The 23,598-nt window shown below is 32.7% G+C and carries 20 protein-coding genes; 13 read left to right on the top strand and 7 right to left on the bottom strand.

Annotated elements, in window-relative coordinates; genetic code table 11:
* Positions 1–163: 163 nt before the first annotated feature.
* From ABY285_RS05295 to pheS, 3 genes are all read right to left on the bottom strand, one after another.
* Positions 164–1,240, bottom strand: coding sequence for a lactonase family protein (locus tag ABY285_RS05295; protein WP_372767775.1), 1,077 nt, complete (start codon positions 1,238–1,240; stop codon positions 164–166).
* Between the two features lie 15 nt (positions 1,241–1,255).
* On the bottom strand, positions 1,256–1,657 hold the full coding sequence (locus ABY285_RS05290; protein ID WP_372767773.1) for a hypothetical protein: 402 nt from the start codon (positions 1,655–1,657) through the stop codon (positions 1,256–1,258).
* A 149-nt stretch (positions 1,658–1,806) separates the two neighbouring features.
* Positions 1,807–2,826, bottom strand: a complete 1,020-nt coding sequence (gene pheS / locus ABY285_RS05285) for a phenylalanine--tRNA ligase subunit alpha (RefSeq protein WP_372767771.1) — start codon at positions 2,824–2,826, stop codon at positions 1,807–1,809.
* A gap of 296 nt (positions 2,827–3,122) precedes the next feature.
* Here pheS and ABY285_RS05280 point away from each other — a divergent pair, with 296 nt between their 5' ends.
* Both ABY285_RS05280 and gdhA read left to right on the top strand, forming a co-directional pair.
* The gene (locus ABY285_RS05280) at positions 3,123–6,155 is read left to right on the top strand and encodes a PEP/pyruvate-binding domain-containing protein (RefSeq protein WP_372767769.1); all 3,033 of its coding nucleotides are present in this window, start codon (positions 3,123–3,125) and stop codon (positions 6,153–6,155) included.
* A 231-nt stretch (positions 6,156–6,386) separates the two neighbouring features.
* Positions 6,387–7,724, top strand: coding sequence for an NADP-specific glutamate dehydrogenase (gdhA, locus tag ABY285_RS05275; RefSeq protein WP_372767767.1), 1,338 nt, complete (start codon positions 6,387–6,389; stop codon positions 7,722–7,724).
* A 67-nt stretch (positions 7,725–7,791) separates the two neighbouring features.
* On the opposite strand, the gene ABY285_RS05270 is transcribed toward gdhA, so the two are convergent.
* The 3 genes from ABY285_RS05270 to ABY285_RS05260 are packed head-to-tail and all read right to left on the bottom strand — an operon-like array spanning position 7,792 to position 9,878.
* Positions 7,792–8,316, bottom strand: a complete 525-nt coding sequence (locus ABY285_RS05270) for a hypothetical protein (protein ID WP_372767765.1) — start codon at positions 8,314–8,316, stop codon at positions 7,792–7,794.
* A 10-nt stretch (positions 8,317–8,326) separates the two neighbouring features.
* Positions 8,327–8,722, bottom strand: a complete 396-nt coding sequence (locus ABY285_RS05265; protein WP_372767763.1) for a DoxX family membrane protein — start codon at positions 8,720–8,722, stop codon at positions 8,327–8,329.
* Positions 8,723–8,738: 16 nt separating this feature from the next.
* Complete coding sequence (locus ABY285_RS05260) at positions 8,739–9,878, bottom strand: ATP-binding protein (RefSeq protein ID WP_372767761.1); 1,140 nt, start codon at positions 9,876–9,878, stop codon at positions 8,739–8,741.
* Positions 9,879–10,098: 220 nt separating this feature from the next.
* Here ABY285_RS05260 and pgk point away from each other — a divergent pair, with 220 nt between their 5' ends.
* The 7 genes from pgk (at position 10,099) to ABY285_RS05225 (ending at position 18,398) form a co-directional block, all read left to right on the top strand.
* The gene (gene pgk, locus ABY285_RS05255; RefSeq protein WP_372767759.1) at positions 10,099–11,286 is read left to right on the top strand and encodes a phosphoglycerate kinase; all 1,188 of its coding nucleotides are present in this window, start codon (positions 10,099–10,101) and stop codon (positions 11,284–11,286) included.
* Between the two features lie 340 nt (positions 11,287–11,626).
* Positions 11,627–12,664, top strand: coding sequence for an NADP(H)-dependent aldo-keto reductase (locus tag ABY285_RS05250; RefSeq protein WP_372767757.1), 1,038 nt, complete (start codon positions 11,627–11,629; stop codon positions 12,662–12,664).
* A 144-nt stretch (positions 12,665–12,808) separates the two neighbouring features.
* Entirely contained in the window at positions 12,809–14,050 is a 1,242-nt protein-coding gene (locus ABY285_RS05245) for an alginate export family protein (RefSeq protein ID WP_372767754.1), read from the top strand.
* Between the two features lie 21 nt (positions 14,051–14,071).
* The gene (gene nrfH, locus ABY285_RS05240; protein ID WP_372767752.1) at positions 14,072–14,677 is read left to right on the top strand and encodes a cytochrome c nitrite reductase small subunit; all 606 of its coding nucleotides are present in this window, start codon (positions 14,072–14,074) and stop codon (positions 14,675–14,677) included.
* A gap of 1 nt (position 14,678) precedes the next feature.
* Positions 14,679–16,169: an ammonia-forming cytochrome c nitrite reductase gene (nrfA, locus tag ABY285_RS05235; RefSeq protein WP_372767750.1), complete on the top strand. Its 1,491-nt coding sequence runs from the start codon at positions 14,679–14,681 to the stop codon at positions 16,167–16,169.
* A gap of 175 nt (positions 16,170–16,344) precedes the next feature.
* Entirely contained in the window at positions 16,345–17,592 is a 1,248-nt protein-coding gene (locus ABY285_RS05230) for a cytochrome c biogenesis protein ResB (RefSeq protein ID WP_372767748.1), read from the top strand.
* Between the two features lie 2 nt (positions 17,593–17,594).
* A complete protein-coding gene (locus ABY285_RS05225; RefSeq protein ID WP_372767745.1) occupies positions 17,595–18,398 on the top strand; it encodes a cytochrome c biogenesis protein in 804 nt (267 codons plus the stop codon).
* On the opposite strand, the gene trpS is transcribed toward ABY285_RS05225, so the two are convergent.
* A complete protein-coding gene (gene trpS, locus ABY285_RS05220; RefSeq protein WP_372767743.1) occupies positions 18,395–19,363 on the bottom strand; it encodes a tryptophan--tRNA ligase in 969 nt (322 codons plus the stop codon). The genes ABY285_RS05225 and trpS overlap by 4 nt on opposite strands.
* A gap of 167 nt (positions 19,364–19,530) precedes the next feature.
* Between trpS and ABY285_RS05215 the strand changes: the two genes are divergently transcribed.
* The 4 genes from ABY285_RS05215 to ABY285_RS05200 all read left to right on the top strand — a co-directional run bounded on the left by ABY285_RS05215 (position 19,531) and on the right by ABY285_RS05200 (position 23,246).
* Positions 19,531–20,289: a lysophospholipid acyltransferase family protein gene (locus ABY285_RS05215; protein ID WP_372767741.1), complete on the top strand. Its 759-nt coding sequence runs from the start codon at positions 19,531–19,533 to the stop codon at positions 20,287–20,289.
* A gap of 23 nt (positions 20,290–20,312) precedes the next feature.
* A complete protein-coding gene (locus tag ABY285_RS05210) occupies positions 20,313–20,969 on the top strand; it encodes a hemolysin III family protein (RefSeq protein ID WP_372767739.1) in 657 nt (218 codons plus the stop codon).
* A 205-nt stretch (positions 20,970–21,174) separates the two neighbouring features.
* Complete coding sequence (locus tag ABY285_RS05205) at positions 21,175–21,915, top strand: LytR/AlgR family response regulator transcription factor (protein ID WP_372767737.1); 741 nt, start codon at positions 21,175–21,177, stop codon at positions 21,913–21,915.
* A complete protein-coding gene (locus ABY285_RS05200) occupies positions 21,915–23,246 on the top strand; it encodes a sensor histidine kinase (RefSeq protein WP_372767735.1) in 1,332 nt (443 codons plus the stop codon). The genes ABY285_RS05205 and ABY285_RS05200 overlap by 1 nt, the downstream gene beginning before the upstream one ends.
* Positions 23,247–23,598 lie beyond the last annotated feature (352 nt).

Below are 23,598 nucleotides of genomic sequence, written 5' to 3'. Positions count from 1 at the left end.
TATTTATAAAATAGTCAGGATAGAAGGAAGATGGCTATTACCGGAAAAACAAACAATATTTAATTCAGATTTTGATGACTTAGGTGTTGTGTTTAAAACAGAAAAGAGCGGTTTTATAAACACTTTCAGGTATGATAATACTGATAATATATATTATTTTGAATTAAAATAACAGGCAAGCCGGCGTTGGTGAATCTACACTGTGTAAAAAAGTTAAATTCCCTGTTTTTTTGTCAACACCAAAAACACTTATATTTTTACTTCTTTGATTGGCAACTAACAAATAATTGCCATTTGGAGTCAGTGTAAAATTTCGCGGCCAGTCTCCAGAAGTGCTTGTGGTTTGTAATTTTTTAAGTTCACCACTTGTTTTATTGAGCTTAAACACCACAATGCTGTTTTCCCCCCTGTTAGATACGTATAAAAACTGACCACCTTTAGACAAATGAATATCGGCACAAAAACTTTTGCCATCAAATCCATCAGCTAATGTGCTGATGTTTTGAATAAAAGCATAACTTTCTTTTTTCTTCTTCAATACAGAAATTGTGGAATTCAATTCATTGATTACATAAATAAATTTTCCTTTTTGTGAAATTTCAAAATGGCGCGGACCTGTGTTATTTTCAACTTCATAATTGACTTTTAATTGATATTTATTATCTGTATTGTTCCATTGATATTGAGAAAAACTGCTGAGGCCAAGATCAGCAATAAAAAGGTTATTTTTAAAAAACTGGGCTGAATGCGTATGCGATTGCTGCGCTCCTTTGTTATGGTTTATGACTTGTACTGCCTGAGAAATTCCACCGTTTTTTAATACAGAATGAATAGAAACAGTTCCGCCTGTATAATTGGAAACAGCAACTTTGGAATTGTCACTGTTCAATTGAATATGGCAAGGATGTGCACCGTTACTGCTCACTTTATTAATAAACGTAAGCGTTCCGTCTTTTGAAACGGAATAAGCATTCAAAAAGCCACTTTTAGCACCCTCGAAATCATCGATTTCACCAACAGAATACATAAATTTTTTGTCGGTTGAAAAGGTTATGAATGACGGATTTACAGCTTTAACAGCTAATTTTTTATTGGTGAGTTCACCGGTTTTAAGGTTAAAATCGTAACGATATATTCCTTCACTATCTGTATCCGTATAGGTACCAACGTACATAGGAATATTTTGGGCAAAAACTATTGAAAAACAACAAAATGAGAAGATAAAAATCAAAAATTTCATAAAAAAGCAACTTAATTATTTCACTAAAATACCTTTTTTGTTTAACAAGGGAATCATTCTCAATGCACCTTCTTTTATGGTTCCTTTATTAAACAGGTACTTTTTTTCGAACATCGCATTTCCCTCAAAAAAAGTGACGTTAAAAAAATTGGACAATTTCAAAACAGATTCCTCTAACAATTCAACTTTTGCAAAGGATTTTGCAGGAAGTTTTTCAATTTTATGGCGCAATAAGGAAGTTTCCTTTAGTTGGTCCTCATCATAACCTTTTGAAACAATCAATACCATTTCAAGGACTGTATCTTTATTGTTAATTATATAGGCATTCCAATCTTCGCATTGAAAAACCTCGTTATATTCCTTGACAATTGCCATAAATACATCGGTAACTTCAGGAATTTGGATGTCTTTTTTCATTTTTTTTTATTGATATCGGGTATCAGGTACTTGTTATCAGGTATTTAGAAATTAGTTATATTTCAAACTTTCGATATTTTAACTTCCAATACCGAACGTCTAATATCGAACTTCCAATATCAAACTTCTAATATTTAATATATTTAAGTTTAATAAACCGATTTAAACTGTTCTAAAAACCGAACGTCATTTTCATAAAACATTCTGATATCAGGAATTTGGTACAACAACATCGCAATACGTTCAATTCCCATTCCAAAAGCATAGCCTGAATAGATTTCAGGATCAATATTAGCGTTTTTTAGCACATTTGGATCTACCATTCCACAACCCATAATTTCCAGCCAGCCTGTGCCCTTGGTGATTTTATAATCAGTTTCAGTTTCCAGTCCCCAATAAATATCAACTTCCGCGCTTGGTTCTGTAAATGGAAAATAAGAAGGCCTTAGGCGTATTTTTGATTTCCCAAACATTTCCTTAGTGAAATACAACAAAGTTTGTTTTAAATCAGCAAAAGAAACATCGGTATCAATATACAATCCTTCCACCTGATGAAAAATGCAATGTGCACGTGCCGAAATGTCTTCATTTCTAAAAACACGTCCCGGAGAAATTGTGCGAATGGGCGGTTTATGATTTTCCATATAGCGCACTTGTACCGATGAGGTATGCGTACGCAATAAAAGATCTGGATTTTTTTCAATAAAAAAGGTATCCTGCATATCACGTGCCGGATGATATTCCGGTAAGTTTAGTGCCGTAAAATTATGCCAGTCGTCTTCAATTTCCGGACCTTCAGAAACGGTAAAACCAATGCGTGAAAATACTTCGATAATTTTGTTTCTTACCAAAGATATTGGATGGCGAGAACCCAATTCAATTGGTTCGGCCGGGCGCGTTAAATCGCCATAAATCCCTTTTTGTTCACTTGAATTTTCTATAGCTTCTTTTAACTGGTTAACTTTATCTTGTGCAGCGTCTTTTAACGTATTTAAAGCTTGTCCAAAATCTTTTCTTTCAGCTGGAGCTACGTTTTTAAATTCAACAAATAAATCGTTAAGCAATCCTTTTTTGCCCAAAAATTTAATTCTGAAAGATTCAATTTCATCTTTGGAAGTAGTGTTAAAGGCCAATACTTCGCCAATCAGTTCTTTTACTTTATCTAACATTTTATAGAAAATTAGGATGCAAATTTACATAATTTTATGTTTATAAAATAATTAAGAACAGGGTTGTGTATTGAAGATTTTTTAAGTAAAATTTAAAAAACATCATTGTTGAATAAAAATAGGTTGAACAAATCTTAAATAATTAATTGGGAAGTAATTAAACTAATTTAGTTTATATCTTAAAAAATTTAGATAGAACAATCAACAGTATTTTGAAAATCTAATTAATCTTTATAAAAACATAAAAATTCACTCTTAAAATGATATCTTGCATTTGTAAATAGATGCCATTAAAAATGAACAGAAATCCACTGCCAGATCTAAAAAATTATGAGTTTGAAGAGGTTGCGTTTAACCAACTGATGCAAAACAGAATTAACAAAGTACTTATTGTTTGCTCTAATTATGATTTTTATATGTTGGAAGAAGACGGCAGGATTGATGAGCGTATTTTTAATGAATATATGGCGCTGAATTTAAGATATCCTCCAAGTTTTCTTCATGCCAACTCCGCCAAAAGAGCTATTGGCATTCTGAATTCAGATAAAATAGACTTAGTTATGACTTGGTTGGATATTGGCAACTATAAGGCTTTTGAAACTTCAAAATTGATAAAAGAGGCTTTTCCAGCCATACCAATTGCCGCATTGAGCCATTATTCTTCTGAATTAAGAAAAAAAGTGCTGAGCGAAAATACGGGAATTATCGACTTTGTTTTTCATTGGAATGGAAATGTTGACATTTTCTTGGCGATTATTAAACTTACCGAAGACAGCATGAATGCCGAAAAGGACATCAATCAAATTGGGGTTAAAGCCATTTTGCTTGTGGAAGATTCCTTGAAATTTTATTCGAGGTATTTGCCCATTATGTATAAAATCATTTTAAAGCAAACGCACTCATTTATGTCTGAAGGCTTAAATGAGCACAGGGCAATGATGCTTATGCGTGGTCGACCAAAAATATTGCTGGCAACAAACTATGAAGAAGGTTTATCTCTTTTTGAAAAGTATAAGCACAATCTTTTAGGAATTATTTCAGATGTCAGTTATTTTAAAGGGGGAAAACGCGATCCTAATGCCGGGTTCGAATTTTTAAAATATGTAAGAAGTTTGGAACGCTATTTTCCATTCTTAGTGCAATCTTCGGATCAATATAATGAAAAACGGGCCTTAGAACTAAAAGGAAAATTTTTATATAAGCACTCTGAAACATTAGGAAAGGAAATAAAAAATTACATCACTAAATATTTTTCTTTCGGGGCTTTTGAGTTTTGGGACCCCATTCAAATGAAAATTTTGGCAACTGTTGAAGATTTAAACAGTTTTCAAAAAGCATTAAATATGGTAACCTCAGACGCGATAGTTTATCATGCCAAAAGGAGTGAATACTCAAAATGGTTAAAATCGAGGGCGCTTTTTCCTTTGGCTAACTTATTTAGTAAGGTTGAATATGAAGACTTTGAAAATCCGGAGGAAATCAGAGAATTTTTAATTAAAGCTATTAGAGCTTATCGAGTATACAGATCAAGAGGTGTTATTTCAAAATTCAGCAAAAACACCTATGATGAATATTTAGGATTTGCAAGGATTGGAGAAGGATCTTTAGGCGGAAAAGGGCGAGGGTTGGCATTTATAGATTCCTTTTTGAAACGACATAAATTGTTCAACAAGTATAAAGATGTTAACATTTCTATACCCCGAACGGTAGTATTAAGTACAGAAGTATTTGATGAGTTTATGGAAAAACATGACCTTATCGGGTTTGTGGCCAACTGCAATGATGATGAAGAAATTTTAAATAAATTTATATCAAAACCATTACCAAAATGGGTTTTGGAAGATATTCGTGTTTTTTTAAACGTAACAAAATCACCAATTGCAGTGCGCTCTTCCAGTGTTTTGGAAGATTCCCACTATCAGCCATTTGCGGGTGTTTTTTCTACTTATATGATCCCAAATACAGACAAAGAAAGAATGGCGGACATGGTTGCCAGCGCAATTAAATCGGTAATGGCATCTGCATTTTTTCAAAACAGTAAAATGTATTTAAAAGCAACTTACCATACTGTTGAAGAAGATAAAATGGCCGTTATTTTACAAGAGGTCACAGGTAAACAATATGATGACGTTTATTATCCGAACATTTCCGGAGTAGCCCGTTCTATAAATTTTTATCCTATTGAACAGGAATTAGCCAATGAAGGTACCGCAAATATAGCGCTTGGTTTAGGCGAAATGATTGTTGGAGGAGGAAATACGTTAAGATTTTCGCCTTACCATCCAAAAAAAGTGCTGCAACTTTCATCACCGGGATCTACCCAACGCGATACACAGCAATATTTTTACGGTTTAGATATGAATCCGGACAGTTATGTTGCCTCAACAAGCGAAGCCATTAATAAAAAGAAAATTTCCATTAGAAATGCTGAAAAGCATGGTTCTTTAAAATTTGTTGCTTCCACCTATGATTTACAAAATAATATTATTAAACCGGGAGTTTTGCACGATGGTATTCGTGTAATTACTTTCGATAATATATTAAAATACAATACCTTTCCCTTACCGGAAATTTTACGGGATTTACTGCGTATTGGACAGCGTGAAATGCGTAATCCCATTGAAATGGAGTTTGCCATTAATTTGGATGTGCCAAAAGGACATCCAAAAGAATTTAGTTTTTTGCAAATTAGACCTATTGTAGAAAGCATTGAAACCCTGAGCACACTTCCCGAGAATTTTAATGTTGAAGACACCGTAATTTATTCCGAATCAGCATTGGGTAACGGTAATTATGAGCTTCTTCAAGATTTAATTTATATTAAACCCGAAACTTTTAACTCCGCAAATACAAGGAAAATAGCATTGGCAGTTGAACAAATTAATAAAAAATTTACCGCATTGGATAAAAACTATATTTTAGTTGGGCCCGGCAGATGGGGTTCAAGCGATCCATGGTTAGGAATTCCTGTAATTTGGCCACAAATAGCATCAGCAAAAATAATTATTGAAGCCGGTCTTAATAATTTTAGAATTGATCCTAGCCAGGGAACACACTTTTTTCAGAATTTAACATCGTTTAAAGTGGGCTATTTAACCATAAATCCTTTTATGGATGACGGATTTTTTGATTTGGACTATTTAAACAAACAAAAAGCGATTTATGAAGATGAGTATTTAAGGCACGTGCGTTTTGAAGAACCATTAACCGTTATTATTGAGGGAAAAAGCAATAAGGCAGCTATTTTTAAAGAGGGAATTAAATTTAACAAATTTCAAAGTCCATCGGAAAAATTTAATGATGATGTGCCTTTTGAGGGCTATATGTAAACTGTAATTAGGAAATATTAAAGAAAAAATTGCAATTCCCAGTTGTTTTTTTAAGTATAAAAAGGGTCTTATTTACGCTGTTTGTTTTTCTTTAACGAAAACGTTTGAGAAAAATGCGAAAATAAATAATAATTGGTTCTTTTTTAATTAAAAATTAATATAATATCTGTAATTTTGCACCTGATTATTTAAATATTTAATAAATTTCATATACGTTTAAATTATATTATTATGAATGTAAAAAATATATTGACAAACCTTGAAACCAAACATCCGGGTGAAAAGGAGTACTTACAGGCTGTTCATGAGGTGTTAGAGTCTATTCAAACAATTTATGATGAAAACCCTCAGTATGAAGCAGCTAAAATTATTGAACGATTGGTTGAACCTGATCGTATTTTAAGTTTTAGAATTTGCTGGGTAGATGATGAAGGAAATGTTCAGATTAATTTAGGATACAGAGTACAATTTAACAATGCTATTGGGCCATATAAAGGAGGAATTCGCCTTCATCCAAGTGTAAACTTAAGTATTCTTAAATTTTTAGGATTTGAGCAAATATTTAAAAATGCATTGACTACTTTACCTATGGGTGGCGGTAAAGGAGGATCCGATTTTAATCCTAAAGGAAAATCAGATGCAGAAATTATGCGTTTTTGTCAGGCCTTTATGTTAGAGTTATGGCGTATCATTGGCCCTAGCCAGGATGTTCCTGCTGGAGATATTGGAACAGGAGGCAGAGAGATAGGCTTTATGTATGGAATGTATAAAAAATTACAGTTTGAAAATACTGGTGTTTTCACGGGTAAAGGTTTAAATTGGGGAGGAAGTTTAATAAGACCTGAAGCAACAGGTTTTGGTGCAACTTATTTTACAAAACAAATGTTAGAAACTCAAAACGATACTTTTAAAGGTAAAACGGTTTCTGTTTCAGGTTTTGGTAATGTTGCATGGGGTGTTGCTTTAAAAGTTTTAGAACTTGGTGGTAAAGTGATTACCATTTCTGGACCTGATGGATATATTTACGATGAGAATGGTTTAAATGCAGAAAAAATTGATTATTTATTGATGCTTAGAGCGTCAAATAATGATATTGTTTCTCCTTATGCAGAAGCATTTCCGGAAGCTAAATTTGTTGCAGGTAAAAAACCTTGGGAAGTTGCTTGCGATATTGCAATGCCTAGTGCAATCCAAAATGAATTGGATGGGGAGGACGCTAAATTATTAGTTGAAAATGGCGTAAAATATATTGTTGAGGTGTCCAACATGGGTTGTACTCCAGAAGCTGTTGATTTGTTTCATAAACACAGATTGCCATTTGCTCCGGGTAAGGCTGCAAATGCAGGAGGCGTAGGTGTATCTGGTTTAGAGATGTCACAAAATGCCATGAAATTAAACTGGACTGCTGAAGAGGTGGATGCAAAATTGCATCAAATTATGTCTTCAATTCATACCGCTTGTTCTAAATATGGAACGGAGCAAGATGGATATATCAACTATGTTAAAGGAGCGAATATAGCCGGCTTTATAAAAGTTGCCGATGCTATGCTTGATCAAGGTATAATATAGTTTAAATTTAAAAAGAGAAAGCCGGTCTGAAATTATTTCAGACCGGCTTTTTTTATTTTAAATGGTATTATTCTGATTTTGAACCTTCAAATTGCTGTTCTTTAATTTTAAACAAAATGTTGAAGGTGGTTAAACTTCCATAAATTCGGGTGATGTATTGTTGCAAATCAACTTTATCCAAATCATCTAATTTACTCGAATTTATTTTTTGTTCCATCACTCTCAGCCGGTCTCTTACCATCACAATTTTATGAAAAAAAGTATCGATTGGAATTTCTTTGCTGGCCAATTTTGGGTCTTTCGGTTCCATAATTAATTTCCCACCTTTCCATTTGTCGCCAATATGAACATCTTCAGAAATATCTGACCATTGTTTTAGCAAATTTTTCAAGGTAGTTTCAATATCGTAAAAACTAACGGTATCAACCTCATTTTCAACACATTCAATAATTTCAAATTTGCTTTCAATCGCGATTGTTTCCAGTCCGTTTTCAATAAAAGTAACCCAATAATCTTTTGTGCTCACGTTGGTTACTACGCCCAAACCGAATTCCTCGTGATTAATTCGAGAACCTATTCCCAATATTTTCATTTTTGAAGTTTTAATTTAACAAATAGAGTCCTAAAATAGTTAAAATAAAATAAACGGTAATAGACATTGCACCAGCATAATCTTTAGCCAAACGCTGTCCTATTAATAACATGAGCAAAGTAATGGCGGCTAATTCCAGCCCAATTTTAGCTACTGTTGAAGTGCTTTCTGTAAGAAGATAATAACCTCCAAAGATCATTAAAATACCTGCTGAAACTTCAAAAATTAACACAGTCATCAACAATAGCGGGACCATTTTTTGAAGCGGGGAATTTTTAAAATGACTGGTGATAAAATCAACATTTCCTTTCCAATCGGTTAATTTATCGATTCCCGATTGTAAAAAAGTGATGATTAGGAACAGCAAAACCAAAATTTCAGCGGAGTGATTGTTGAATATAGACATAATAGAATGTGATTGGTTATTCTTCTTTTATATGTAAAAGTCGGGTTAATTTTATGGACAAATCAAGTAAAATTATTTTAGCGTTTCCATTTCTTTCTATGTGGTAAATGGCCTCATTTAATTCTTTGTCAATTTCTATAATATTACCGCTGTGTACAAAAGGCGCAAAATTCTCCAGATTAAAATTTGGCGTTTTCGGTTGTAAAAACACCAGCGATTCCGCATTGTAATTCAGCAACAACGCTTGTCTGAAAAATTGCAGGCAATAATTTAAAAATCGTTTCTGGGTTTCCCTTCCGGTTTTTGAAATGGTATCGCTCCATTCAATTAACAATTGAATAACTGCAGCATTTCCTTTTGCCTTAAATGCTGCTCTTACCCATGTGATAAACCATTGCTCAAATTGTTCATCAGAAGTGTCGTTGTGCAATAAATGCAGCGCTTTATTGAAATCACCATCAGCCTGAATGGCAATTTGTTTTGCAATTGGCGGGTCGGTTCCTTCTATTTCAATTAAGCCATTTACAATATCATTTTCCGACAATAAAGGAAAACGTAATACCTGACAGCGCGATTTTATGGTTGAAATAATTTGCTCTTCGTTTTCAGCTACCAAAATAAAAACCGTTTTTTCGGGAGGTTCTTCGAGCAGTTTCAATAATTTATTTGCTGCGGAAGTATTCATTTTTTCAGCCATCCATATAATCATAATTTTAAAACCGCCTTCGTAAGATTTCAGTTTTAACGCTTTTACAATTTCTTCGGCCTCATCAACGCCAATTTGCCCTTGTTTATTTTCGACACCAATCGATTGCAGCCATTCAAATAAATTTCCATACAGATTCAAAGCCACAAAACTTCTCCATTCCTCCAAAAATAAATTACTGACAGGCTTGCTTTTTACCACGTCATTTGTTGCCACCGGAAAAGCAAAATGTAAATCGGGATGCATTAATTTTGAACATCTCAAATTGCATGATTCCACGTCATTACTACCCTTGCACAAAATATATTGAGCATAAGCAATGGCAATCGGCAAAGTTCCGGTGCCTTCTTTGCCAATAAATAGTTGGGCATGAGAAATTCTGCCATTATCGGTAGATTTCATCAAGTGATTTTTCAAATGCGTTTGTCCTAAAATTTTTGAAAATTCCATTGAAGCGAAAGTAAAACTTTTTCAGCAAAGAAAAAATCTTAAGTAGTTAGAAAATAAAGTGATTTATAAACGCTTAGCGTTCTTTGCATTTAAGTTTCTTTTTTAGCTTTTCAACTTCCGACTTCCGACTTCCGACTTTCTGCAATGAAATCGGTTTCGTAAAAAACTAAATTCTTCAAGGCAAATTGACTTATATTTGTAACCTAAATATTTTTTTAAGATGAAAACGATTCAAGACATTAATTTTAAGGGTAAAAAAGCACTAATCCGTGTTGATTTTAACGTGCCGTTAGACGAAAATTATAATGTTACTGATGCTACAAGAATTGAGGCCGCAAAACCAACAATTGATAAAATTTTAAAAGATGGCGGGGCTGTTATTTTAATGTCGCATTTGGGTAGGCCAAAAGGTATTGAAGCTAAATATTCCTTAAAACATATTGTTGACGAAGTTTCTGAAATACTTGGTGTTCCCGTGAAATTTGTTTCAGATTGCGTAGGGGAAGTAGCGGAAAAATCTTCAGCGGATTTAAAAATTGGAGAAGTTTTATTGCTTGAAAACCTGCGCTTTCATGTGGAAGAAGAAAAAGGAGATGAGGTATTTGCAAAACAGCTTTCAAATCTCGGTGACGTATATGTGAATGATGCATTTGGAACAGCTCACAGAGCCCATGCTTCCACCACAATTGTGGCTAAATTCTTTCCTAAAAATAAATGTTTCGGAAGTTTACTGGCTCAAGAAATTATCAGCATAAAAAAGGTATTGGAAGATAGTGAAAAACCTGTACTTGCAATTTTGGGAGGCGCAAAAGTGTCTTCAAAAATAACTATAATTGAAAATATTTTAGATAAAGTAGATCATTTAATTTTAGGTGGAGGAATGAGTTTTACCTTTGTTAAAGCACTTGGAGGAAAAGTTGGAGATTCAATTTGTGAAGATGATAAAATGGAATTGGCACTTGAAATTTTAAAGAAAGCAAAAGAAAAAGGTGTTCAGGTTCATATACCTGTTGATGTAATTGCCGCAAATGATTTCAGCAATGATACAAATACACAAATATGTGATATTAATAAAATTCCTGATGGATGGCAAGGTTTAGATGCAGGACCAAAATCGAGAGAAATTTTCCATAAAGTAGTCATGGAATCTAAAACAATACTTTGGAACGGACCTTTAGGGGTTTTTGAAATGGAAAATTTTTCCAAAGGAACAATTGCTTTAGGAAATTCTATTGCTGAAGCCACAAAAAAAGGTGCTTTTTCTTTAATTGGTGGCGGAGATTCTGTTGCGGCTGTTAAACAATTTGGTTTTGAAGACAAAGTAAGTTATGTTTCTACTGGCGGTGGAGCTATGTTAGAGAGTTTAGAAGGAAAAACATTGCCGGGCATTGAAGCTATTTTAAAGTAATGTTGAACTGTTGATTTTTTGAAATGTTTATTCATCAAATTTTCAAACACAAAATTTTTGAGAACCATTTTCATGTATAATGAAAATGGTTTTTTATTGTTATCCACCAACTTTGAAGGATTAATACCAATTAAACATTCAAAATTCGTTTCTTTTTTTTCATTGGTCGTCATAAAATGGAATCGGAGCTTAGGCTATTCTTATTTTATTTCTAAACTAAAAATAATTCAAATTTTTCATTTAACATTTAAAAATTCAAATGTATAATTATTTATACATTTGAATTCGATTTTTAATTAAACGATTAAACAAATAAACGTTTCAACAATTCAACAAAAAAATGAAATACACTACGCTGCCAAATACCAACATTAAAGTGAGTAAAATTTGTTTGGGAACCATGACCTTCGGACAACAAAATACTGAAAGTGATGCTCATGAGCAATTGAATTATGCCGTAGAAAATGGAATAAATTTTATTGACACTGCCGAAATGTATTCAATACCCGGAAGAAAAGAAACGCAGGGAAGCACTGAGCGATTTATTGGTACTTGGCTAAAAAATCAAAAAAGAGAAGAATTAGTTGTAGCCTCCAAAGTAGTTGGTCCTAATGATTATTTTAAGTATATAAGAGAAAATTTAGGTTTTTCTAAACAGGTTCTTCAAGAAGCTTTAGAAAAAAGTTTAGTCCGATTACAAACCGACTACGTAGATCTTTACCAATTGCACTGGCCTGAAAGAAATACCAATTTTTTTGGAAAACGAAATTACAAACATGATGCAAATGAAAAATGGGCAGACAATTTTAAAGAAGTTATAGAAGTTTTGGACGGATTTGTGAAAGATGGAAAAATTCGCCACTATGGGGTTTCAAATGAAACTTCCTGGGGATTGATGCGTCATTTAGAAGAAAGCAAAATCAATAAAAAAACGCGTTGTAAAACCATTCAAAATCCATACTCATTATTAAATAGAACTTTTGAAATTAATTTGGCAGAAGTTTCTCAACGAGAAAATGTTGGCTTATTGGCTTATTCACCTTTGGGATTCGGAATGTTATCAGGAAAATATTTAAATGGTAATATGCCGGAGGGATCACGGTTAAAATTATTTTCAAATTATTCACGCTACAGCAACATACAATCCTATTTGCTCACAGAAAAATATTTGGAATTGGCCAACGAATTAAATATTAGTCTGGCGCAATTTGCATTGGCCTTTGTAAATCAGCAACCATTTGTAACCTCAAATATTATTGGCGCTACAACAATGGAACAACTTAAAGAAAATATAAAAAGTATTCAAGTAGAACTTTCAAAAGAATCAATTGAAAAAATAGATAAAATTCAAGATTTACAACCAAATCCGGCACCTTAAAAAACCATCTAAATAAACAATGTTTATTGGGTAAACAAAAAAGATAAAAGCACCTTATTACCTGACATAAATCATTTTTTTATTTTGAATCATATTGTTATTTTGTAACAATTATTACAGATACATTAATTCAATCTAAAGAACATGAAAATTAAGAATTTATTACTTATTATTTTAACATTAGTAGCAGTACAAAGTTTTGCCCAGGTAACAATTAGTGGTGAATTAAGACCACGTGCAGAATACAGAAACGGATACAAAACATTAACAGCAGACAGGGCAGATGCAGCCTTATTTGTATCTCAACGCACACGTTTAAACACCCAATTTATCTCGGAAGATTACACTTTTTTTATTAGTTTTCAAGATGTTAGGGTTTGGGGAGATGTTGCACAACTAAACACTTCTGATAAAAACGGAATAGCTATTCACGAAGCTTGGGGAAAAATAAAATTCAGCCCTAACTTTTCTGCAAAATTAGGTCGTCAGGAAATAATTTATGATGACCACCGTATATTTGGAAATGTTGGCTGGACACAGCAGGCACGCAGCCATGATGCCGCAATTTTTGAATTCGGAAATGGAAACTACAAATTAGATTTAGGGATTGCTTATAACCAAGAAACAGAAGCTTTATTTGGCGACTTGTATACAATTTCAGGTAATTACAAAGCAATGCAATATGCTTGGTTCCATAAAGACTGGAGTAACTTTAACGCAAGTTTTTTAGTACTAAATAACGGTTTACAAAATATTGATGCAGAAAAAATTCGTTACAGTCAAACTTACGGAACTCATTTAAAATACAAAGCTAGTAATGTATTAAGCTTCAGTGCAAATGCTTATTTACAAGCGGGTAAAGATGTTGTAAATAATGATTTAAACGCCTATTTAGTTGGATTAGACCTAGGGTATAAAGCTTCAGAAATATTTAATTTAGGTCTAGGTTTAGAAATTCAATCAGGAAATGGTTACGATGGTGATGCTTCTGAAAACAAAGCTTTTACACCTTTTTATGGAACTAATCATAAATTCAATGGTTTTATGGATTATTTCTATGTTGGAAACCACGCAAACAGTGTTGGGTTGGTTGATATTTATGCTAAAATTGGAACTAAATTAGGAGAAAAATCTAGTTTAACAGCTTTTGTACATAACTTTTTAGCACAAGCTGATATTGCACAAGATGTTGAAAAACATTTGGGAACTGAAATTGATTTAGTATATTCACATAAACTAAATAAAGATGTTACCATAGGAGCTGGATATTCTCAAATGTTTGCTTCAGAAGGATTAAAAGTGATTAAAAACAATTCAGACGGAAATAGAAATAACTGGGCTTGGTTAATGATTACAATCAAACCAACATTGTTTACATCGAAATAATAGAATTCTTAATTCAAGATTATGAGCATTTTTAAAAAATTAATTCCACCACCTGAATGGCGCTTACCAGTGCTAATTTTAATGGGTGCTATGACTGGACTTACATTGTATGCGCTTATCGAATCTAAAGCTGTATCGTATTTATCAGACGACCCTAAAACTTGTGCAAATTGCCATGTAATGACGCCTCAATATACAACTTGGCAAAATAGTTCTCATAGAGAATGGGCTAGTTGTAACGATTGTCATGTACCACAAGAAAATTTTTTCAAAAAATACGCATTTAAAGCAAAGGATGGTTTGTACCATGCCTCTGTATTTATAACACGTGGAGAGCCTGAAGTAATTAGAATGAAAGAGGCTGGAGTTGAAGTAGTGCAAAGTAATTGCATTAGATGCCATGAAAATCAAGTAACAGATGGGCAATTATCCGCAACGGTTGAAGATCATAAAGAGAACAGAACTACGCGTAAATGTTGGGACTGTCATAAAGAAGTTCCACATGGAAGTATCCATAGTTTATCTTCGGTAAAGTACTATGGAAAAATTGATGAGGAGCATCAAGAAACAGTACCAGAATGGCTAAGTAAATATTTAAAAGAATCAGACAATAAAAAAGATAAATAAAATGAGTACAGAAAGAAAACCTTGGAAAAACTGGGTGTTATTTTTAGCATCCTTAGTAGTAGTGTTTTTGTTAGGACTGTTAGTTTCTTCAATAACAACGCGTAAAATGGAAGCGAAATTTGCATACACTCCACTTGCAAATATTAATAAATTAGAACCTAGAAATGAAATTTGGGGTGAAAATTTCCCAAGAGAATTTCAATCCTATTATAAAACAGCAGACACTTCTTTTCAATCAAAGTATAATGGAAATGCTATGATCGATATGTTAGATGTAGATCCTCGCTTAGTGGTACTTTGGGCAGGATATGGTTTTTCAAAAGATTACAATCAAGGTCGTGGTCACGTATATGCTATTGATGATGTAAGAAACACATTACGTACCGGTGGTCCAACAGGACCTGATGACGGGCCAATGCCTTCAACTTGCTGGACTTGTAAATCTCCAGATGTACCTCGTTTAATGAATGAAATTGGTGTAGACGATTATTACAAAGGAAAATGGGCGAGCAAAGGAGAACAAATTGTAAATCCAATTGGTTGCGCAAACTGTCACGACGAAAAATCGATGAAATTAACAATTACACAACCAGCTTTAATAGAGGCTTTTGAACGTCAAGGAAAAGACATTACGAAGTCTTCACATAATGATATGCGTTCTTTGGTTTGTGCACAATGTCACGTTGAATATTACTTCAACAAAAATTTACCTGAAAAGGAAGGGATTCCTTATTTAGTTTTTCCTTGGGATGATGGACAAACGGTTGAAGATATGGAAAGATATTACGACAGAATCGGTCATGTAGATTGGGTACATTCCATAAGTAAAGCACCTATGTTAAAAGCACAACACCCAGGTTACGAAGTTTATAAAATGGGTATTCACGGGAAAAGAGGCGTGTCTTGTGCAGACTGCCATATGCCTTACAAAACGGAAGGTGGACAAAAATTTACAGATCACCATATCCAATCTCCTTTAAACAACGTTGCGAACTCTTGTCAGGTTTGTCATAGAGAAGAAAAAGAAGAGTTAATTAAAAATGTGTTTGATAATCAAGATCGTATTATTGAAAATCGTGATCAATTAGAACGTTTATTAGTGCGTGCACATGTTGAAGCTGGTAAATGTTGGGAGTTAGGGGCAACTGAAGCTCAAATGGCAGCTATTTTACAAGGTATTCGTTACGGACAATGGCGTTGGGATTATGCAGCAGCATCGCACGGAGGCTCTTTTCACGCACCGGTTGAATTAGGTAGAGTTGTTGGAACAGGAATTGATATTACACAAGAAACCAGAATTAAATTAGCTAAATTGTTAATGGAATTAGGCTTTAAGGGTGACGTTCCTTATCCGGCAATTGAAACAAAAGAAGCAGCTCAAAAGTTTATAGGCCTGGATATGGAAAAATTAAAAGCAGAAAAAGCCACATTCAAAAAAGAGTTGTTGCCAAAATGGGAAGCAGCCGCCAAAGAAAGAGAAGCTAAATATTAATTAAAGTATCAGGTAACAAGTATCAAGTATTTAAATTTTTTACGATACTTTGAACGAATAGTTTTAAATACAAAAGTTTAATTAAATTGTAAATTGTAAATTACAATTACTATCAAGTATTAAGTGAAATAACTTTTACCCGCTACAAGATACAAACTACCAACTACTAATTAATATGAGTGATAATAATAACAAAATTCAACGTAATCTTTGGGAAAACCCCTGGGGTTACGTTGAATCTTTTTTTATAGGGTTTGGTTTAATTATAACAGGCCTTTTTTTAGAAGTGTTTTCCACTTCTAAAAATACTTTTACGATTTCATATCCTTACAATGTTATTTTTTTAGTAGGTTATATATTGCTGTTATTTGTGTTGTTCAAATGGTTTTCAAATAGTCAAATTATTAGATGGCTAACTAAAGTTCCAGCATCAATTTCAAGCATTGCTTTAGTTACTTTAATGGTGATGATTATGGGAATTATTCCTCAGGTTTCTTCACAAAATGATCTTATTAATAACTTAGGCTTGAATCACATTACAAGTAATTGGGCTTTTCTATTAATTCTGTTTCAATTTTTAACATGTTTAGGTTTAATTTCAATCAAAAGAATCCTTCAATTCAAATGGTCTAACTTTGGGTTTATTTTAAATCATGTTGGATTATTTTTAGCATTAACAGCAGGGATTTTAGGAACTGGAGATTTACAGCGTTTGTCAATAAATGTGTATGAAAACGAACCAAGTTGGGTAGCTACAGATGCTCAAAAAAATGAAGTTGAATTACCTTTTGCTTTTTACTTAAAAGATTTTTTAATTGATGAATACAATCCGAAATTGGCGTTGGTTGATAATAAAACAGGAAGTATTGCTCATAATGATGGGAAGAATTTGTATTTGGTTGAAAAAGGAGAAACTTACTTTTTTAAGAATTTTGAAGTTAAAATTGATGACTTTTTACCAAATGCGATCCGTTTTGGAATGCGTTATGAAACGGTAAACGAAATAGGTTCACCCCCAGCGGCAAAAATATCAGTCAAAAATATAGCAACCGATGCTACCCAAACAGGTTGGATTAGCAGTGGAAGTTTCAGATATCCTTATGAATCACTAAAAATTAGTGAGGATTATTCTGTAGTAATGACCATTCCTGAAGTAAAAAAATTTAGTTCAGATATTGATATTTTAACTAAAGAAGGAGAACGTATCAGTACTGTTTTAGAAGTAAACAAACCATTCAACTACAAAGGTTGGGAAATTTACCAGCTAAGCTACGATGATAAAATGGGGAAGTGGAGTGATTTAAGCGTTTTAGAACTTGTAAGAGATCCGTGGTTACCTGTTATATATATTGGAATATTTATGATGATTGCAGGCGCTATTTATATGTTTTGGATGGGAAATAAAATAACTAAAAATCAATAGAAATGACTTGGATAGATTTTCCTTTATACAGTTCAATTACTGCTATTCTTTGGGTATTAGGACTGCTCTTTTTATTGATTTTATATAAAAAACAACCTCTTTTTAAATTTGCAAACATATTGTTTGTACTTGGTTGGCTAGCTTTAATTGTTTTTGTAGTTAAATTGTGGATGGAATTGGACAGACCGCCAATGCGAACCTTGGGTGAAACTCGTTTATGGTACGCCACATTCTTACCCCTTATTGGTTTTGTAACTTATATCCGATGGAAATACAAATGGTTTTTAGCATATAGTATTGCAATGGCAGGAATGTTTCTTACAATTAACTATTTAAACCCAGAAACGTATTCAAAAACCTTAATGCCCGCGTTGCAAAGTCCGTGGTTTATTCCACACGTGTTGGTTTATTTATTTTCATATGCAGTATTAGCAGCATCAAGCATAGTTGCTATAAAAGGTTGGTGGGATAGTTATAAGGGAAATTTTAATACTGAAACCTTAAAACTGGCAGATAACTTAGTTTATATAGGTTTCGCTTTCTTAACTTTAGGGTTACTTTTTGGAGCACTTTGGGCAAAAGAAGCTTGGGGGCATTATTGGACCTGGGATCCTAAAGAAGTTTGGGCATTTTTAACATGGATGGGCTATTTAATATATATCCATTATCGAAATTTTCATATGCACAAAACAAAACAGGCACTTACAATTTTAGCATTGGCTTTTGTGGTATTATTGGTTTGTTGGTTTGGCGTAAATTATTTGCCAGTTGCAACTACAAGCGTTCATACCTATACAAATTATTAATACCCCAATTTTTCTCTAACTCTTTTTAATACTTCAAAAGCGACTTTTCGTGCTTTTTCGGCGCCAATTTCTAAAGCTTTATCCACTTCTTCCAAATGAGTGATATAATAGTTGTAGCGTTCTCTTTCAACAGCATATTTAGTAACCAACAATTCATAAAAAGATTGTTTGGCGGTTCCGTAGCCGTAATTTCCGCCTTCATAATTCGACCTCATTTCAGTGATTTGCGACTGTGTAGCGATTAATTTATACAAAGCAAATAAATTACAGATATCAGGATTTTTAGGATCTTCAAGTGGTGTGGAATCTGTTTGAATTTTCATGATTTGTTTGCGCAATTCCTTATCCGGCAAAAATAAATTGATGATATTCCCGCTTGATTTGCTCATTTTTCCGCCATCTGTTCCTGGAACGTACATCGTGCCTTCCTGTATTTTTGCTTCCGGCGGAACCAGAGTTTCACCCATTTGATGATTGAATCTATTGGCAACATCACGAGTCATTTCTAAATGCTGCAATTGATCTTTCCCAACAGGGACAATTTCTGCATCATACAATAAAATATCGGCAGCCATCAACATTGGATAAGAAAATAAACCAGCATTCACATCTTCCAACCGGTCTGCTTTATCTTTAAAACCATGTGCCAGGGTTAAGCGTTGGTATGGAAAAAAACAACTTAAATACCAAGAAAGTTCAGTCACTTCAGGAATATCGCTTTGACGATAGAATACGGTTTTGTTAACATCCAAACCAAAAGCAAGCCATGTTGCGGCTGTGCTATAGGTATTTCGGCGCAATTCTTCTCCATTTTTAATCTGCGTTAATGAATGCAAATCGGCTATAAATAAAAACGAATCGTTGTTGGCATCGTTTGCCATATTAATTGCAGGTATAATTGCCCCTAATAAATTTCCTAAATGTGGTGTTCCGGTACTTTGAACCCCTGTTAAAATTCTTGACATTTATTTCAAATTTTAGCAGCAAAAATACATATTTCAAAAAGAAAATAAGAATAGAATTTAAATTACTATTTTTGGAGCTGATGAATCGAGCATTCCAAATTTTGAATCGTAAAATAATTATAAATGACGAACAGCATATGTTACCGCAAAAAATAAAATGAAAACATATGAAATTTTTTAGATATTTTTTTATTCTTATTTGGCGTATCTGGTTTTATGCTTGGTTATTGTTGAGTATAATTCCGGTGTTTCCGGTATTACTAATTGTTACCTCGTCGGAAAAATTCTATCCTGCTTTTTTTAAAATTGCAAGAGCATGGGCTAAAACCCTGCTATTTGTTATGGGCTTCAAAATAGAATCGGAAGAAGAAGAATTTTTGAAAAGAGAAAAAAGTTTCATGTTTTGCCCAAATCACACTTCTATGATTGATGTTTTCGTTTTGCTGGCAATTACAAAGAATCCGTTTGTTTTTGTGGGAAAAATCGAGTTAACAAAAATACCAATTTTTGGATTTTTTTATAAGAGAACCTGCATTATAGTCGACAGAAGTGATTCAAAAAGCAGAAATGCTGTTTTTGATAAAGCCAGATTAAGATTAGACGATGGTCTCGATATTTGTATTTTCCCTGAAGGGTTAGTTCCTAGTGATGAAAGTGTGGTGCTAAGCGATTTTAAAAATGGTGCATTTAGACTGGCAATTGAATATCAAATTCCTATTGTTCCTATTACGATGTACAATTGTAAACAACTATTTTCCTATACTTTTTTTAGCGGAAGTCCCGGAAAATTACGTGTTAAAATTCATTCAATTATTAAAACCGAAGGATTAACTTTAAAAGAAAGTAATTCATTAAAAAAACAAACTTTTAATATCATTCATAATGAGTTGATAAGTGATATGAAACAATTGAAAATAAGTACTTAAATTTACCATTTACTTGATTCGAAATGAAGCTAAATAAAATAACCTTTTACGAACCGAAAGAGGAAAAATTCAATGTAATTTCTCATGCAATTGGATTGGTTTTAAGTATTGTGGCCTTCGTTTTATTGGTAATATATTCAAGTTTAAATGGAAGTGGCTGGCACATTGTGAGTTTTAGTATTTATGGCGCAAGCTTAATTTTATTATACTCGGCATCAACTTTTTACCATTATTCCCAAAATCCGAAACTGCGTCACAGATTGAATATTTTTGATCATTCGGCAATTTATGTTTTAATCGCAGGAACCTATACGCCTTTTACTTTGGTTGTTTTAAATGGCTGGGTTGGGTGGACCATTTTTGGAGTTTCTTGGGGATTGGCAATTGTTGGCGTTGTGTTAAAACTCTTCTTTACCGGAAAATATGATAAAATCTCTACTTTCGCCTATGTTTTAATGGGATGGTTAATTATATTTGCAGTAAAACCGCTTGTAACAAATTTTTCTTCTGAAGGGTTAATGTGGTTGTTATCCGGAGGCATTTTTTATACTGTTGGCGCAATTTTATACAGTATAAAAAAAATAAAATATAACCATGCCGTTTTCCATATTTTTGTGTTATTGGGAAGTTTTTCTCATTTTATCGCCGTGTTTTTTTATGTTTTACCTATTAAAAAATAGCACCCTTATTAATTCTAAGATTTTATTGCAAAAATGGTTATAAAAACCTAAGTCCAAAATGAGTGGAACTCAAGATTATTCTTTTTAATTAATCCTGCGAATAAGTTCGAGATTAAGTAAAAAAATAAAAAAATCGCAACTTTTTGAACATATATTCAAAAGTTGTATCTTGCATACAAATTTAACCAAAGTCAACCCATTAACCATGCTACAAATTTTACTAGTTGATGACGAAAATGATGCTTTAGAAGCATTAGAATGGAAATTAAACAACTACATTGAAAATGTGGAAGTTAAAACATGCAATTCACCAATAAAAGCCATAGATATCATCAATAATGAAAAACCAGATGTGGTTTTTTTAGACATACAAATGCCGGAGATGGATGGTTTTACCATGATTGAAAAGTTAGAAAACAGAGACTTTAATCTTATTTTCACAACTGCCCATGATGAATTTGCATTAAAAGCAATTAAAGTTTCGGCAATTGACTATTTATTAAAACCTGTTGATAAGGATGAATTATTGGCAGCAATGGATAAAATTAAAAAATCCAAGAAAGGAGATTTATTGGAAAATAAACTACAATTATTGTTGAACAATATTAATGAAAATTCTGATAAAATTAATATTTCTGCAGATGGCAAAGTTTACTTATTGGACAAAGATGATGTTGTCATGTTGAAATCTGATAAAAGCTACACCACAATTTTTTTAAAGTCGGAGCAGCAAATTGTAGTTTCGAAAACACTTAAAGAAGTGGAGAAAAAATTTATGTTCCCTGAATTTTTTAGAGTTCATAATTCATATTTAGTAAATTTAAATCACGTTAAGGAATACCTTAAAGGGTTAGGAGGGGAACTTATAATGACCAACGGTTTAACAGCGAGTATTAGCAGAAACAGAAAAATTGAATTGTTTAAAAGATTATACCTTGATAGCTAATGCTTTTAGATTTTAATGCTGAAATATATTCCTGGATAAGAGGTGGGCTTTTCGTCTTATTTCTTTACCACTTTCTAATTTTTTTTCAAAATAAAAACAAACTGTATTTGTACTACAGTCTATATTTATTGGCATTAACTATTTATTTATTGCAACACGTTATTTCTGTAGAATTCAAGCCTTTTTTCAACTATGCCAATTTTTCAATTCAATTTTTAGCATATGCCGCTTATGTGGCTTTTGCGAGGGATTTGTTGGATACAAGATCTCATTTAATTAAATGGGATAAGTATTTTGAGATTGAAATTAAAGTTTTGGTTTTATTGGCACCCATATTCATTCTTATTCAATTCTTTTTAGGCTATGACTTTCAAGTAAAAGCCTTTACTGCAATTGTGCCCGCTTTAACAATATTTACCCTCATTTCTTATTATATTATACTTACCCGAATTAACGATAATTTCTCCTTATATTTTGTTGTTGGTTCTTTAATTTACGTTGTTTTGGCCAATGTGAGTTTTCTGGAAGTATTTGTTGGATCCGATTTTTTTATAAATAACGGCGTTCAGCCAATGTTCTTTGTTTATCTGGGCGCTTTGCTGCAAAGTATCATATTTTCAATTCTTCTTGGATTGATTATTAAGAGAATTGAGCAAAAAAGTAAAAATGCAGAAGTTAAATTGGCTGTAAAATTAAAAGAAATGGAGGAACTTAAAATGACGGCTTTGCAAAGTCAGATGAATCCTCACTTTTTGTTTAATTCCTTAAATTCAATTAATAATTTCGTGTTAAAAAATGACATAGAAAAAGCATCGGATTATATCACAAAGTTTTCTAAGCTTGTGCGAGTTATTCTAAACAGTTCATCAAGCCCAACATCAACACTTTCAGAAGAATTAGACGTTTTATTATTATACGTTAAATTAGAGCAGATGCGTGTAAATGGAGGTTTTGATTATATTGTAAATGTGGACAAAAACCTAGATTTAGAAAAAATAAAAGTACCTACGCTATTTTTACAGCCTTTTATTGAAAACGCGATTTGGCATGGAATCATGAAAAAAGAGAATGAGAAAAATAAAAAGATTCAATTAAGCATAAAAAAGGATCAAAGCAATGTGGTATGTGTAATTCGCGACAATGGCATTGGTATCAATAAAGCCAAGGAAATAAACCAAATAACACAGAAACGCAGATTTTTTGGGACAGAAGCGACAGAAAACAGAATTAAAATTTTGCACCAAAATAAAGGTGTTCATATTGAAACCAAGGATATTTCTGTTGGCGCAGAAACAGGCACTCAAGTTACCATAAGTTTTCCTTTAGCTTAGGATAAACTTTGTAAACTTCCCTATTGAATCAATATGATTTAATTTAGTTATAATTGGCATTAAAAATGTAGTTTTAAAAAAGGATGGAACAAATGACGCTTCAAGGTAATTAGGTATTTGAATATAAATAAGTAACATGTTTTTTATTAAAAGCATACAATTTAAACATTGTAAAAAACCATTTGTTGTTAAAAACTTACCATTTGTATATTTTTTAGGCGTATTTGCAAAGTTTTGTAAAAAGTAACGGGTATCAATGCTATCTTTGAATTGTATTAATGTCAAGAGGGGTTTTGGCACTTTACACTAAAAACATTAAATAAGTCTTTGGGGTTGATTTATTTATTCCTTA

It is taken from the genome of Lutibacter sp., from assembly GCF_041555395.1.
Classification (GTDB): domain Bacteria; phylum Bacteroidota; class Bacteroidia; order Flavobacteriales; family Flavobacteriaceae; genus Lutibacter.
The sequence above is the reverse complement of the archived record's forward strand: the minus strand, read 5'-3'. Positions and strand labels throughout refer to the sequence as shown.